Origin of the sequence: Kitasatospora sp. NPDC001547 (assembly GCF_042894165.1) — a bacterium.
In the GTDB taxonomy this organism is placed as follows: domain Bacteria; phylum Actinomycetota; class Actinomycetes; order Streptomycetales; family Streptomycetaceae; genus Kitasatospora.
Map to the genome: position 1 here is coordinate 37,571 of NZ_JBIAVL010000018.1, position 13,333 is coordinate 50,903.

The window sequence follows — 13,333 nt, forward strand, 5'->3', positions numbered from 1 at the left end:
AGGGCCTGCCGGACGGGTGCGAGGAGGGCCTGCCGGACGGCGGCGAGGGACGTCCGGCCCTCGCCCGGCCGCGGCCGCGGGGTGAGGATCGGGGGCATGGAACTCGAACGTGAGGCGGTCGGCGAGCGGCAGTGGCTGGCGCTGCTGGCAGGACGGCAGGTGGGGCGTCTGGTGTACACGGTCGGCGCGCTGCCCGCCGTGCTCCCGGTCCGCTTCCGTCTCCAGGACGACGGGTCCCTGCTGTTGCGGGTGCCGGTCACGGTCGGGCTCGGACGGGCCCTGGACCGGGCCGTGGTGGCCTTCGAGGCGGGCGACGTCAGCGAGACGGACGGCGGCGGCTGGAGCGTCACCGTGCTCGGACACGCCAGCGCGACGCCGGGAGCCGGCACCGTGCGCCTGCGGGCGGAGCTGGTGACGGGCCGACGGCTGGCACCGGCAGCCCGGGCCGAGGAGTGACGGACCGGCGGCCGTCCGAGGAGTGACGATCCGGCGGCGGCCGGCCGAGGGCTGACCGTCCCGGCGGCGACCGGCCGCCGGCGTCCTACGGCTGCGCCAGCGGTGCCTTCCACACCAGCCGGGTGCCGTGGCCGTCCGGCGTCCGCAGTTCGAACGTGCCGCCGACCTTGGCCGCCCGTTCGGCGAGGTTGTTCAGCCCGCTGCGGCGGCCGTCGGCGGGGATGCCGACGCCGTTGTCGGCCACCGTGAGGACGACGTCCGTCCCGGTGGCGCGCAGGGCGACCTCCACCCGGTCGGCGCGGGAATGCCGCGCGGCGTTGCTCAGCGCCTCCCGGAGCACGGCCATCACCTGCTCGGCCAACTCGGCGGACACGTCGGTGTCGAGCAGCCCCTCCATGCTGAGCTGGGGTGCGAAGCCGAGCGCCTCCTGCGCTTCGCCGACGACCAGGGCGGCCTGGGCGCGCAGGCTGTGGCCGGCGTCCCGGTCACGGGCCCGCAGGCCGAAGATCGTCGACCTGATGATCTTGATGGTCTCGTCCAGGTCGCCCACCGCGCGCACCACCCGGTCCGCCGCTCCCGGGTGCTCGATGAAGCGGGCGGCGCTCTGCAGGGTCATCCCGGTGGCGAACAGCCGCTGGATCGCGAGGTCGTGCAGATCGCGCGCGATGCGGTCGCGGTCCTCCAGCAGGGCCAGCTGCTCGGCGTCGTCGCGGCGCGCGGCCAGCTCCAGGGCCAGCGCCGCCTGGTCGGCGAAACCGAGCAGCGGCCCGATCTCCTCCGTGGAGAACTCGGGCTGCCCGGACGGCCGGGCCAGCAGCAGCACCCCCTGGACCTCACCGGTGGCGACGCCGAGCGGGACCGCGACCGCCGGGCCCAAGCCCTCGAAGCGTCGCGGCCCGGCGGCGAACCGGAGGTCCGCGTCGAGGTCGGCACTGGTGGCCGGCGCCCCGCCGGCGTACGCCGCGCCGGACAGGGTGCCCTCGGCCGGGACGGTCAGCCCGCGCCTTCCGGCGGCGTCCGCGCCGAGGGCGAGTTCGACCGTCAGCCGGTCCGACCCGGGCAGCGGTACGGACACGTCGGCGAGCTCGGCGCCGGTGATCTCCCGGGCGCGCTGGGCGATCAGCTCCAGCACCTCCCCGCGCGGGCTGCCGGACAGCAGGCCCCGGGTGATCTCGGCGCTGGCGTGCAGCCAGCGCTGTCGGCGCTGGGACTCCTCGTACAGCCGGGCGTTGTCGATGGCCACGCCCGCGGCCACCGCCAGGGTGGAGATCACCGTCTCGTCGTCGGTGTCGAACTGGGCGCCGCCGCGCTTCTCGGTGAGGTAGAGGTTGCCGAACACCTGCTCGCGCACCCGCACGGGCACGCCGAGGAAGGTGCGCATCACGGGGTGGTTCGCCGGGAAGCCGTGCGAGGCGGCGTGCGCGGAGAGGTCGACCAGCCGCAGCGGCTCCGGACGGTGGATCAGCTCGCCGAGGATGCCCTTGCCCGTCGGGTACGGGCCGATCGCCGCGATCTCCTCCTGCGACAGCCCGACCGTGTGGAACTGGGACAGCGTCTCCCCGTCCGCCCCGATCACGCCGAGCGCCGCGTACCGGGCGTCGGCCAGGACCGCCGCCGCCTCGACGATCCGCCGCAGCACCTGGGTGAGGTCGAGTTCGCGGCCGACCGAGAGCACCGCCTCGAGGAGGCTGTGGACCCGGTCGCGGGTGCCGCGCACGGCGTCGATGCGGGCCTGGAGCTCGTCCAGCAGCTCGTCCAGGCGCAGCTGCGGCAGTGGCGATGCGGCTTCGTCCGCGCCCACGGGTGACCTCCTCGACGTGCCTGACCCGTCTCAGCAGGGCCCTCGGGTTCACAGTAGCGGCCGGGGGCGGGCGGGGGTCAGGCCGGGGGAGGCGGGGGCAGACGGGGGCGGGCGGGGACCGGCCAACCCGGTGCCCCGGATCGATCCGGCCGGCTGGCCGGACCGGCCACCGCACCGTTGACACCGCCGCCCCGCAACCCCGCCCGCCGATGGGGCCGTTCGGCCCTTGCGGCACGATCCCGGCGGCAGGAGGGTGATCGGTGCACGTGGACTGCGGGGCCGGTCGGCGCCGGTAGGAGGACCTTGGAAGTGGGCGAGGGGATCACGGCTCAGGCGGACGGGCGGGTCCCGTACAGGAGGCCGGCCGATGCTCGGACCCGGATCGCGGCCGCGGTCCGGGGGCCGGACGCGCTCGTCGAGGTGCTGGAGGCGGCCGGGCCGGGCCGCACGACCGTCGAAGGCGCCTCATGAGCGACGAAGCCGCCGGCCGGGGCGGCACCGCCCGCCGGCAGAACCAGCCGCCGACCGCCGCCCGGTGGACCCAGCCGGCGCCCGCCGCCCGGCAGATGGTCCCGCTGGAGCGGGGCGAGTGCCTCGATCTGCTGGCCGGCGTCCCGCTCGGCAGGGTCGTCTTCACCGAGAGCGCGCTGCCGGCCATCCGCCCGGTCAACCACATCGTCGCGGACGGCGCGATCATCATCCGCACCCACGAGGGCGCGGCCCTGACCACCGTCACCGCGGGCACCGACGCGCCGGGCGTCGTGGTGGCCTACGAAGCCGACGCCATCGACCCCGACACCCGCCTCGGCTGGAGCGTCGTCGTCACCGGCTACGCCCGGCTCGTCACCGAGCCCGACCGGCTGCGCCACTACCAGCAGGTCCTGCGGCCGTGGATGGACGCCCCGATGGACTACACCGTGCGCATCCAGCCCGAACTCGTCACCGGCTTCCGGCTGACCGAGCGCGCCTCCGGCGGGGCGGCGCCGCCGGCGGGGCCGCCCGGCCCCGGTGTCGAGCTGCCGGGGCGCCGACGGTAGCCCCGACGCCCCCGCCCCGACGCCCCCGCCCCGCGCGTGCGCAAGTGTGCTCGTACCTGCCGGAGTTACCGCGTCGGACCGCCGCGGTGGACCGGGCGGTCCGCACCCGCCCAGGGCGGGCCGGGGGACGGGTCCGCTGTGAGAACTTCCAGTGAGCGTTAACAGTCAGACGCCTTGACGGTGCCTCAGCGGCTGGCCATAGTGAGGATCGGCGCTGCACGGCGGGGGTGTCCTCGCCATCCTGCGCGCACTTTCACCGGCCATAGATTGTTAGCGCTAACAATTGGACGCCTTCTTCCTTCCCCCACCCCACGAAGGAGTTCGTTCATGACCACGCGATCGTGGCGGAGCCGCGCCCGGCGGGCACTGACGGCGGTCGGGACGACCGCGGTGCTCGCCGCCGGTCTGCTCGCCGGCACGGCCACCACCTCGCAGGCCGCCACCCAGGGGCCGTGCGACATCTACGCCGCGGGCAGCACCCCGTGCGTCGCCGCGCACAGCACCACCCGGGCCCTCTACGGGGCGTACGGCGGCCCGCTGTACCAGGTCAGGCGCGCCTCCGACGGCGCGACCAGGGACATCGGCCTGCTGAGCGCCGGCGGCTACGCCGACGCCGCCGCGCAGGACTCCTTCTGCGCCGGCACCGGCTGCGTCATCACCGTCATCTACGACCAGTCCGGCAAGGGCAACCACCTCACCCAGGCGCCCGGCGGCGGCGCGGCCGGCGGGCCGGACAACCTCGCCAACGCCTTCGAGGCGCCGGTCACCGTCGCCGGCCACCGGGCGTACGGCGTCTACGTCGCCCCCGGGACCGGCTACCGGAACAACAGGACCAACGGCATCGCCACCGGCGACCAGCCCGAGGGCATGTACGCGATCTTCGACGGCACGCACTTCAACGGCGGCTGCTGCTTCGACTACGGCAACGCCGAGACCAACAACCTGGACACCGGCAACGGCCACATGGAAGCCCTCTACTTCGGCGACAACAAGAGCTGGGGCTCGGGCAGCGGCAACGGCCCCTGGGTCATGGCCGACCTGGAGAACGGCCTGTTCTCCGGGGTCAACCGCGGATTCAACGCCAACGACCCCAGTGTCGACAACCGGTTCCTCACCGCCATGCTCAAGGGCGCCCCGAACCGTTGGGCGCTGCGCGGCGGCGACGCCCGGTCGGGCGGCCTGTCCACCTTCTACAGCGGGGTGCGCCCCAGCGCCACCGGCTACGACCCGATGCACAAGGAGGGCGCGATCATCCTGGGCATCGGCGGTGACAACAGCAAGTGGGCCCAAGGAACCTTCTACGAGGGGGTCATGACCCAGGGCTACCCCTCGGACGCCACCGAGAACGCCGTCCAGGCCAACATCACCGCCGCCGGCTACGACAGCGGCTCGACCGGCACCGGCACGCTGACCCCCGGCTCCCGGATCTCGCTGCGGGCCACCACCGCGCCCTGCTGCACCTCCCACTACCTCCGCCACAACGACACCGACTCCAAGGTCGTCATCTCCGGCACCACCTCCTCCAGCCCGGCCGCCGACAAGGCCGGCGCCACCTGGATCGTCCGCGCCGGCCTGGCCGACAGCTCCTGCCTCTCCTTCGAGTCCGCCGACAGGCCCGGGCGGTTCCTGCACCACTACGACTACGAGCTCTACCTGGACTTCGACAACGGCGCGGGCACCTTCGCGCAGGACGCCACCTTCTGCCCCACCAGGGGCAACAGCGGGGTCGGCACGTCCTTCCGGTCCGCCAACTTCCCGGCGAAGTACCTGCGCCACTACGAGTACACGGCCTACATAGCCGGCAACGGAGGCGCCAACAGCTGGGACAGCGGGGCCAGTTGGGCCGCCGACACCAGCTGGCTGGTCGCCCAGCCCTGGGGCTGAGCCGGCCACCGGGGGCGCCGGCGACCGCGCTGCGCCGGGCGACCGCTGAGGGGAGAACGCCGGGCAGCCCGCCCGGTGAGCCCCGCGTCACCTGACGGCCGGCGCGAGGAGCCCCAGCCGCACGTCGGCTGGGGCTCCTCGCGGTGGAGAGCGCCGGGCAGCGGGTGGGCCCCCGCACCGGACACGGCCGCGCCGAGGGCGCTCCCGATCCGCCGGCGGCATGTCCCGCCGGCGCAGGGGTGTCGGCCCTTGCCCCGGTTGCCCGCCGGTTGCCCGCCGGTTGCCGCCGGGCGGCGGAAGGCCGTCGTGCGCCGGAAGGGGCCTCCTCGGCGAGCCGGAGGCATCGCGCGCCCGGCCGCTCCCGGTGCGCACGCCCCTCCCGCCGGTGCGCGCTTCCGTCACACGACGGCGTAGGCCTCGGCCTGGCGGTCGATGAGGTGGGGGGTGATGCGGCTGAGGACCAGCTGCTGGTACGCGGCGCTCTCGCGGTGGGCGGCCAGCGCCTGCTCGTCCTCGTACTCGGCGAAGACGACGAAGGCGGACCGGTCGCGCAGGGAGCGGACCACCCGGAAGGAGAGTACGCCGGGCTCGGCCAGCGCGGCCTGCGTGACGGCGGGGAGCAGGTCGGCGACGCGTTGCTCGGCGCCGGTGTCGGCGAGCCAGTCGCTGATCACGACGAGGGACACGGCGGGTCCTTCCGGGTGGTGTGGGGCGGCCCGGCCCTGGTGGCCGGGCCGCCGGGGGGCGAGGGGGATCAGGGGACGGTGACGACGATCTTGCCGCGGGTGTGTCCGCCGGCGTTGAGGCGCTGGGCGTCGGCCGCCCGCTCCAGGGGGAACGTCGCCGCGACCTCGACGGTGAGCCGGCCGCTCTCGGCGAGGTCGGTCAGGGCGGTGAGGTCGGCGACGTCGGGGCGGACGAAGACGTACTGGCCGCCGAGGGCGAGGACGGCGCCGTCGGCGACGGAGGCGAGGCGGCCGCCGTCGGCGAGCAGGGCCGGCGAGATCCGGAGGGCTTCACCGCCGACCAGGTCGAGCACGGCGTCGACGCCGTTCGGGGCGAGCGCGCGGACGCGGTCGGCCAGGCCGTCGCCGTAGGCCACCGGCTCGGCGCCGAGGGTGCGCAGGTAGTCGTGGTTGCGCTCGCCGGCCGTGCCGATCACCCGGGCGCCCAGGGCGACGGCGATCTGGACGGCGAGCGAGCCGACACCGCCGGCGGCCGCGTGGACCAGCACGGTCTCGCCCGGCTTGAGCTCCAGTGCGCGGGTCAGTGCCTGGTAGGCGGTGAGGCCGGCCAGCGGCAGGCCGGCGGCCTGGGCGAAGTCGAGGTTCGCCGGCTTGCGGGCCAGGGTGCGCACGGGGGCGGCGACGTACTCGGCGAACGTGCCGCGGCGCACTACGTCCTCGCGGACGTAGCCGATCACCTCGTCGCCCGGGGCGAACTCGGTGACCCCGGGGCCGACCTGCTCCACCACACCGGCGACGTCCCAGCCGGGGATCACGGGGAAGAAGACGTCCAGCGCGCCGTCGAGGTAACCGGCCTGGATCTTCCAGTCCACCGGGTTGACCGAGGCCGCGGCCACCCGGACCAGAACGGAGTCCGGGCCGAGCTTGGGCTCGGGCACCTCGCCGTACTCCAGGACGTCGGGTCCGCCGTAGCCGCGGTAGGTGATGGCCTTCATGGTACTGCTCCCTGCGACAAGTATTGAGTCACTGGATGGTTCATGTGCTCAAGTAATGTCGACGGTAAGGCTGAATGGTTGAGGGTGTCAAGTAATCGTCCGGCGTCCCCGGCGGTCGTCCTGAGCGGCGACCGGGGGCGGGTACGGAACAGGGACCGGTGCCGAGTGGCGCCGGTCCCTGTCGGGGCGGGGTGGGTCAGTGGCGGTCGGCGGTGTACGGGGGGTGGGCGTCCTTCGGGGTGAAGGCCGTGGTCCAGGGGGTGGTGACGGCTTCCAGGATGCCGGGGGCGGGGGTCGCGGCCGGGGCGGGCTGTGGGGGGAGCGGTTCGGCGGCGCGGAGTTGGTCGATGCTCCTGGTCATGCCGGTCTTGAGGCGGGGGGTCAGGGGCTTCTCGATGATCCGGTGGACGAGCCAGGACGCGACCAGCATGGCGAACGTGACGAGGGCGACCGCCGTCCAGGGCTTGGTGCCGTGGTCGTAGAGGGCGCGCAGCGCGGTCCAGCCCATGGTCTCGTGGAGCAGGTACAGCGGGTAGGTGAGGGCGCCGGCGAAGGTGAGCCAGCGCCACTGGATCCGGGATCCCCAGCCCAGCGCCACGCCGGTGATCACCAGGTAGGAGAGGGTGGTCAGCAGCACGGCGGGCCAGGTCGGCAGCTCGGGCCGGCCCAGGACGGTGTTCACGTCGTGCTGGTGCTGGATCGTGTAGAGCACCGAGAGGATCCAGCTGATCCCGACGATGCCGAAGAGCATCAGGTTGGGACCGTACCGGTGGACCAGGTAGAGGGCGAGGCCGGCGACGAAGAACGAGGAGACGTCCGACATCGCGAAGAACTCCAGGACCGGCCACTTGGTGCTGGCCGAGACGATGCCGGCGACCGTCCAGATCGAGCAGAAGGCGACGATCCGCCGGTAGGTCACGCCCTGCCACACGACGATGGCGAAGAGCAGGTAGAAGCGCAGCTCGGCCCAGAGCGTCCAGTAGACGGCGTCGACGTTCGGGATCCCCAGGCCCACGTGGAACATCGTCAGGTTGGCGAGGACCTGCTCGGAGGGCAGCGGCTGGCGCACCAGCGGCCACATCGTCACGACGGCGGTGGTGAGCAGGACGGCGAACCAGTATGCGGGGTAGAGCCGGATGACCCGGGAGCGGACGAAGTCGCCCACCGGACGGCCCCAGCTGCTCATGCAGATCACGAATCCGCTGATCACGAAGAACAGGCAGATGCCGGTCCACAGGTACGCGGCGGGCGCGGAGGCGCGGTGGAACACCTGCTCGACCGGCTTGCCCCAGGCGCTGATCTCGGGTTTGGTGCCGCCGCCGTAGCCGATGTAGTGGTGGAAGACCACCATCAGTGCGGCCAGGATGCGCAGGCCGTCCAGGACGGCGAGGCGGCCGCTCCGGCCGGCCTTGCGGCGGCCCGGGGAACCTGGTCGTTGCCGGGGGAAAATGCTCACGGCTGAAGATAACGCACCCGTTGTAAGCCGCTTGCAGGCCCCTGCACATGACAGAACCGCGTCGCGGTGACCCTTTTGCCCGCATTCGACACCTGGGTGATGTCGCCCGGGTCGGTGAGGGCGACGATGAGGTCCGCGAACTTCCGCCCCCGGCCGCCGTCGAGGTTGCGGATGGCGTCATGGAGATCCCTGAACGCAGAACGCCCGGCCGGGGTTTCCCGGCCGGGCGTTCCGCGTGGGCGGGTGGCGGTTACCGGGCGGTGAGGCGCTGGGCGAGGGTGCGGGCGTGGGTGGCGGCAGCGGGGCCGCGGGTGGGGTCGGGGGCCTCGGAGAGGAAGACCAGGGCGAGCATCAGGGCGGCGTCCAGGCGGCAGGCGAGGAGGCAGGGGTCGTCCTCGGCGGGGGCGGGGGCGACGGTGGCGTAGCCGGCGCGGAGGGCGGCCGGGTCGAGGTCGTTCTCCGGGTAGCGGGCGTACTCGGCCAGCCGGCCGAACTCCAGGGCGGGGGTGCCGAGGAGGGCGTTGGACCAGTCCAGGAGGGCGGTGGTGCGGCCCTGGTGGCGGCGGATGTTGGAGCTGCGGACGTCCAGGTGGAGCAGGCTGTCCTCGGTGAGGGAGGAGAGGTGCCGGGCGAGCAGGCCGGCGGCCGGGGGCTCCGGCCAGTCGTCGACGAGGCGGGCGAGTTCGGCCCAGCGGCGGCCTATCCGGCCGATGAGGGCGTCGGCGGTGGTGCCGCCCTCGGCGGCGACGGGGTGCAGCCGCGGCGGGGGTACCCGGTGCAGCCGGGCGAGGAGCCGGCCGAGGGCGTGGGAGTCGAGCGGGGAGCCGTCGTCCGGGACGTAGTCGGAGAGCAGCACGTCGGGGGAGTTCGGATCGTCGGCGAGGACCAGCTCCCGGGCCCGGGCGACCGGCAGGCCGTGCTCGGCCAGGTGCCGGGCGACGGCGTACTCCTGGACGAGCAGGGCGCGGGTGTCCACGTGCGGGTCGTTGGCGTTGGAGTCGAAGCGCCGGTGCGCGAGCCGGAGGGCGACCGGTCCGCCGTCCCGCCCCTGCGCCCGGAAGACGGTGAACTCCAGGCCCTTGCCGACGAGTTCCAGACCGCTCAGGCCCCACTGCTCGGCCAGCCGGTCCAGTACGGCGAAACGCTCACTCATGCTGCATCCTCGGGGGTCTTGCGACGGTCGGTCACGCTGCTGTCGGTCATCCTGCCGTCCCGCAGCAGGGTGTACGCGATCGGCAGGCAGGTCAGCAGGGTGACCACGCCGCCGAGGGCGAACGCGGCGCGCGGCCCGGCCGAGGCGCTCACCCGGCCGAAGACCAGCGCGCCGAGGGGCATCGTGCCCCAGGCGAACAGCCGGTAGACGCCGGTGGCCCGGCCGAGCATCCGGTCCGGGATGATCGTCTGGCGCAGCGAGACGGCGACGACGTTCCACACCATCAGGGCGAAGCCGGTGACGCAGTAGGCGACGGTGACCACGGCGACCCGGTCGGTGGCGGCCACCGCCAGCCCGGCGACGCCCATCAGGGCCAGGTTGCCGACCAGCGCGGGGACCCGGCCGACCGCCGTGGTCAGCCGGCTCGCGACCGTGCTGCCGACCACGCCGCCGACCGCCCCGGCGGCCAGCAGGGCCCCGTACGCGGCGTCCGGGAGCTCCAGCACGTCGCGCACCAGGATGACGAAGACGGCGATCTGGCCCAGGTAGACGGCGTTGATCACGCCGGCGGAGACGGTCAGGGCGCGCAGCAGGGGGTCGCGCAGGACGAGCACGACGCCCTCGCGGATGTCGGCGAGCAGGCGGGGCCGGTCGGCCGTGGGCCGGGGCTCGGGCCGGGAGCCGCGCACCCCGCGCAGCAGCGCCGCGGAGAGCAGGAAGGAGACCGCGTCGATCAGCAGCGGGACCGCCCGGCCGACCGTGAACAGCACGCCGCCGACCACCTGCCCGAGCAGGTCGCGGCCGACCGTCTGGACCGCGAAGAGCCGGCCGTTCGCCGACTCCAGCCGCTCCTTGGGGACGACGCCGGGCAGCAGGGCGAAGGACGCGCAGTCGAACAGCACCTCGCCGACGCCCAGCAGGAACGCGGCGGTGAGCAGCGGCCAGAAGGTCAGCCAGCCGGCGGCGAGCAGCACGACGGCGAGGATCAGCACCGCGGCGCGCAGCAGGTCGGCGAGGACCATCAGCAGGCGCCGCTCGAAGCGGTCGGCGTACGCCCCGGCGGGCAGGCCGAACAGCAGCCAGGGCACCGTGGTCGCGGCGGTGACCGCGGAGACCTGGAAGGCGTCGTGCAGCACCGCGGTGGACAGCAGCGGCAGTGCGGCGAAGCGCATGCCGTCGCCGACCGCGGAGGAGGCCGCGGCGCCGATGACCCGGTGGTAGCCGGAGCCGGGGCGGACGGTGGTGTCGGTGCTCACCCGCGCGGCTCCGCCGGGTCGGGCCGCTCCGCCGGGTCGGGCCGCCCCGCCGAGAAGACGGCGCAGCGCAGCTCGCTGGTGTACCGGTGGCCGTCCACCTCCAGCCAGCGCTGGTCGGGGGCGGGCAGCATCTCGGAGATCTCCAGGGTGCCCTCGGCCTTGGCGGCCAGCCGGCCCAGCTGGCGCACCAGCAGGGGGGACTCCCAGTCGACGTAGACCGGCTTCGGCTCGCCGGGGACCTTCACGAAGACGTGCCGGGGCAGCCGGTGCTCGGCGCGCAGCCGGCAGGCGGCGACGAACTGGGCGGCGTCGTCGCGGCCCTTCTGCCGGCCGAGGGCCGTGGTGTCGCGCAGCCGGGCGGCGGGGATGCGCCAGGTCTCGCGCTGCAGCACGACGCGGCCGCAGCGGATGCGGGGGATGTGCGCCAGGTCGGGGGCGTCCAGCCCGGCGCCGCCGAAGTGGCGGGGGAAGGCGAACGGGGAGAGCGGGTCCTGCCGGATGCTCGGGCCGCCGGCCGGGGGCGCCATCAGGCGCAGCCGGCCCTCGACGCCGTGGGCGCGCAGCTCCAGTCGGCCGTCGCGCAGCACCAGGTACAGCTGGGAGGGCTGCAGCACCCGGTCGCGGGACTGCGCGGAGCGGCCGTAGACCTCCAGGTCGTGGCAGGGGTAGACGAGCTGGGTGGAGGACTTGTCGGGGTGGCCGCGGGACAGGTTGGCGAGCACCTCGTCGTCGGCGAGCAGCGACCGGTAGCCGCGGTACACCTCGGAGAGCAGTTCGGGGGTGTGCTCCTGGATCAGCGGGCCGAAGCTGGTGTGGGTGATGACCTCCCGCACCGCGTGGCAGTCGCCGATGACGGCGGTGAACCGGCCCTCGGCCAGGTCCTCCCGGCTGCGGGCGGCGAACAGGATGTCCGGGTCGCAGACCGCGGGCGGGCTGCTCGGCTGGGCGGCGAGGACGGCCGCCATCCGCTCCCGGTCCACCACGACCTCGGAGCGGTCCGGGTCCGTCGCGGCCTCGCCGAGCAGGGCGGCGCCGATCGCCCGGTCCAGTTCGGCGAGTTCGGCCTCCACGGCGAGGCACTCCCGGGCGATGGCGTCCCGGTCGCGGAAGAACTCGGCGTAGAGGACGTCCAGCGGGATCTCCACCCCGGGGCCGAACCGCTCGGCCACCCACCGGGTGAGGATGACCAGTTCGCGCCGCATCCGCAGGCGGGGGCCGGCCAGCACGGTCTCGTAGACGATGGACAGCTCGTCCGTGATGAAGCGGGCGAGGTCCGGGCCGACGGTCAGGTCGGCCGGCCGGCCCCGGGCCTCCTCGAAGAGGATGCTGCGGTCGGCGTAGTGCAGGCCGCTGTTGCGGTTGGCGGGGCCCCCGGTCAGCTCCTCGAAGCGGGCCTTGGACTCGGCGAGCGCGGCCGCGCGCTCGGGCAGCGGCAGCCGGGCGAAGCGGGCCAGGTCGGCCTCGAAGCCGTCGATCGCGGTGAGCAGCGGGGCGGCCGAGTCGGCCGGGGCGTCGAGCAGTTGCTCGCGCAGGGCGGCCAGCGGCCGGTGGTCGCCGATCGGGATCTCGAACTCGACGACCAGCCAGTCGAGGTCGGCGAGTTCGCCGAGCACCTTGTCGAAGGGGACGGGGCAGCGCAGTTCGTCCTGCCAGGCCCGCCGTAGCTCGCGCAGGGTGCGTTCGCCGTCGCAGTGCTCCCACAGCCAGGCCTCGTACGGTTCCACCGGGCGGCCGCCGAGGTGCTGGAAGTCCCAGTCGGTGTCCAGGCCGTCGCGGGTGGTGAAGGCGTACAGGTCGATCCGGCCGTCGCGCAGGAAGGACAGCGGGCGGCGCCGGGGCCGGGCGTGGTCGAGCAGGCCGGGGACGGCGGCGGCGCTCTGGGCGAGCTTCTCGGCGGCCCAGTGGCTGAACAGCGCCCGCCGTTCCAGCTCCCGTTCGCCGGACCAGGTGATGCCGGGGGCGGTGCCGACCCGGCCGGGGGTGTAGGGGCCGAAGTGCGAGTGGGTCTCGTTCTTGGTGGTGACCCGCTGGAGGTACATGGTGAGCAGGTCGGTCATCTTGCGGGTGCGCCGGCCGGCCTTGCCGTCGTGGGCGTCGAGCCAGGCGGCGAAGGTGGGGTAGGCGGAGTCGTTGGAGAGCAGCAGGACCTGCCGCAGGCGCTCGTCGCCGAAGGCCTCGACCACGGCGGCCCCGGCCCGGTCGAGGCGGTCCTGGTGCCGGGCGGCGAACGCGGTCTGCTCCTCGGCGAACCGCCGGGCGGCGTCCTGGTAGGCGTGCAGCGTGGCGGCCGCCGCGTCGGGTACCGCGGCGGCCGCGGCGGCGAGTTCGGCCTCGGGGACGGGCAGCAGGAAGCCGGCGGGGGAGGACAGCCTGGCCGCGCCGGGCACCGGGTGCCGGCGCAGGGCGGCCTTGAACTCGTCGGCCAGGGCCTTCAGCCGCAGGCCCTGGTCGACCAGGTCGCGGGCCTCCTCGGCGGCGGCCGGGTCGGCCAGCGGCGCGAGCAGTTCCATCGGGAAGCCGGCCTGGCGGAGCACGACGACCGGCGCGAGCTGCCAGGCGACGCGCGCACCGGGCTCGGTGCTGGTCTGGGGGTCGTTGACGGTGGTCAC

The 13,333-nt window shown here is 74.4% G+C and carries 10 protein-coding genes; 3 read left to right on the forward strand and 7 right to left on the reverse strand.

Going from position 1 to position 13,333, the window contains the following annotated elements:
- Positions 1–96: 96 nt before the first annotated feature.
- Positions 97–456, forward strand: coding sequence for a pyridoxamine 5'-phosphate oxidase family protein (locus tag ACFY0X_RS27905; protein WP_387758580.1), 360 nt, complete (start codon positions 97–99; stop codon positions 454–456).
- An 85-nt stretch (positions 457–541) separates the two neighbouring features.
- Here ACFY0X_RS27905 and ACFY0X_RS27910 read toward each other — a convergent pair whose 3' ends face one another.
- The gene (locus tag ACFY0X_RS27910) at positions 542–2,257 is read right to left on the reverse strand and encodes a GAF domain-containing protein (protein WP_387758582.1); all 1,716 of its coding nucleotides are present in this window, start codon (positions 2,255–2,257) and stop codon (positions 542–544) included.
- Positions 2,258–2,724: 467 nt separating this feature from the next.
- Here ACFY0X_RS27910 and ACFY0X_RS27915 point away from each other — a divergent pair, with 467 nt between their 5' ends.
- Positions 2,725–3,294, forward strand: coding sequence for a pyridoxamine 5'-phosphate oxidase family protein (locus ACFY0X_RS27915; protein WP_387758583.1), 570 nt, complete (start codon positions 2,725–2,727; stop codon positions 3,292–3,294).
- A gap of 327 nt (positions 3,295–3,621) precedes the next feature.
- Complete coding sequence (locus ACFY0X_RS27920; RefSeq protein ID WP_387758585.1) at positions 3,622–5,178, forward strand: alpha-L-arabinofuranosidase B; 1,557 nt, start codon at positions 3,622–3,624, stop codon at positions 5,176–5,178.
- A 398-nt stretch (positions 5,179–5,576) separates the two neighbouring features.
- On the opposite strand, the gene ACFY0X_RS27925 is transcribed toward ACFY0X_RS27920, so the two are convergent.
- The 6 genes from ACFY0X_RS27925 to ACFY0X_RS27950 all read right to left on the reverse strand — a co-directional run bounded on the left by ACFY0X_RS27925 (position 5,577) and on the right by ACFY0X_RS27950 (position 13,333).
- On the reverse strand, positions 5,577–5,864 hold the full coding sequence (locus ACFY0X_RS27925) for a putative quinol monooxygenase (RefSeq protein ID WP_387758587.1): 288 nt from the start codon (positions 5,862–5,864) through the stop codon (positions 5,577–5,579).
- A gap of 68 nt (positions 5,865–5,932) precedes the next feature.
- Positions 5,933–6,859: an NADP-dependent oxidoreductase gene (locus tag ACFY0X_RS27930; protein ID WP_387758589.1), complete on the reverse strand. Its 927-nt coding sequence runs from the start codon at positions 6,857–6,859 to the stop codon at positions 5,933–5,935.
- Between the two features lie 196 nt (positions 6,860–7,055).
- Positions 7,056–8,315: an acyltransferase family protein gene (locus ACFY0X_RS27935; protein ID WP_387758590.1), complete on the reverse strand. Its 1,260-nt coding sequence runs from the start codon at positions 8,313–8,315 to the stop codon at positions 7,056–7,058.
- 250 nt (positions 8,316–8,565) lie between these two features.
- Positions 8,566–9,468 (reverse strand): phosphotransferase family protein, encoded by a 903-nt coding sequence (locus tag ACFY0X_RS27940; protein WP_387758592.1) that lies wholly within the window; start codon positions 9,466–9,468, stop codon positions 8,566–8,568.
- Complete coding sequence (locus tag ACFY0X_RS27945) at positions 9,465–10,724, reverse strand: MFS transporter (protein ID WP_387758595.1); 1,260 nt, start codon at positions 10,722–10,724, stop codon at positions 9,465–9,467. Before ACFY0X_RS27945 ends, ACFY0X_RS27940 begins: the two co-directional genes overlap by 4 nt.
- Positions 10,721–13,333: a lantibiotic dehydratase gene (locus ACFY0X_RS27950; protein ID WP_387758597.1), complete on the reverse strand. Its 2,613-nt coding sequence runs from the start codon at positions 13,331–13,333 to the stop codon at positions 10,721–10,723. The genes ACFY0X_RS27945 and ACFY0X_RS27950 overlap by 4 nt, the downstream gene beginning before the upstream one ends.

Bases quoted from the DNA above. Each gene is read 5' to 3' on its own strand.
- ACFY0X_RS27930 (WP_387758589.1), bottom strand. From the start codon at position 6,859: ATGAAGGCCATCACCTACCGCGGCTACGGCGGACCCGACGTCCTGGAG.
- ACFY0X_RS27940 (WP_387758592.1), bottom strand. From the start codon at position 9,468: ATGAGTGAGCGTTTCGCCGTACTGGACCGGCTGGCCGAGCAGTGGGGC.
- ACFY0X_RS27905 (WP_387758580.1), top strand. From the start codon at position 97: ATGGAACTCGAACGTGAGGCGGTCGGCGAGCGGCAGTGGCTGGCGCTG.
- ACFY0X_RS27915 (WP_387758583.1), top strand. From the start codon at position 2,725: ATGAGCGACGAAGCCGCCGGCCGGGGCGGCACCGCCCGCCGGCAGAAC.
- ACFY0X_RS27920 (WP_387758585.1), top strand. From the start codon at position 3,622: ATGACCACGCGATCGTGGCGGAGCCGCGCCCGGCGGGCACTGACGGCG.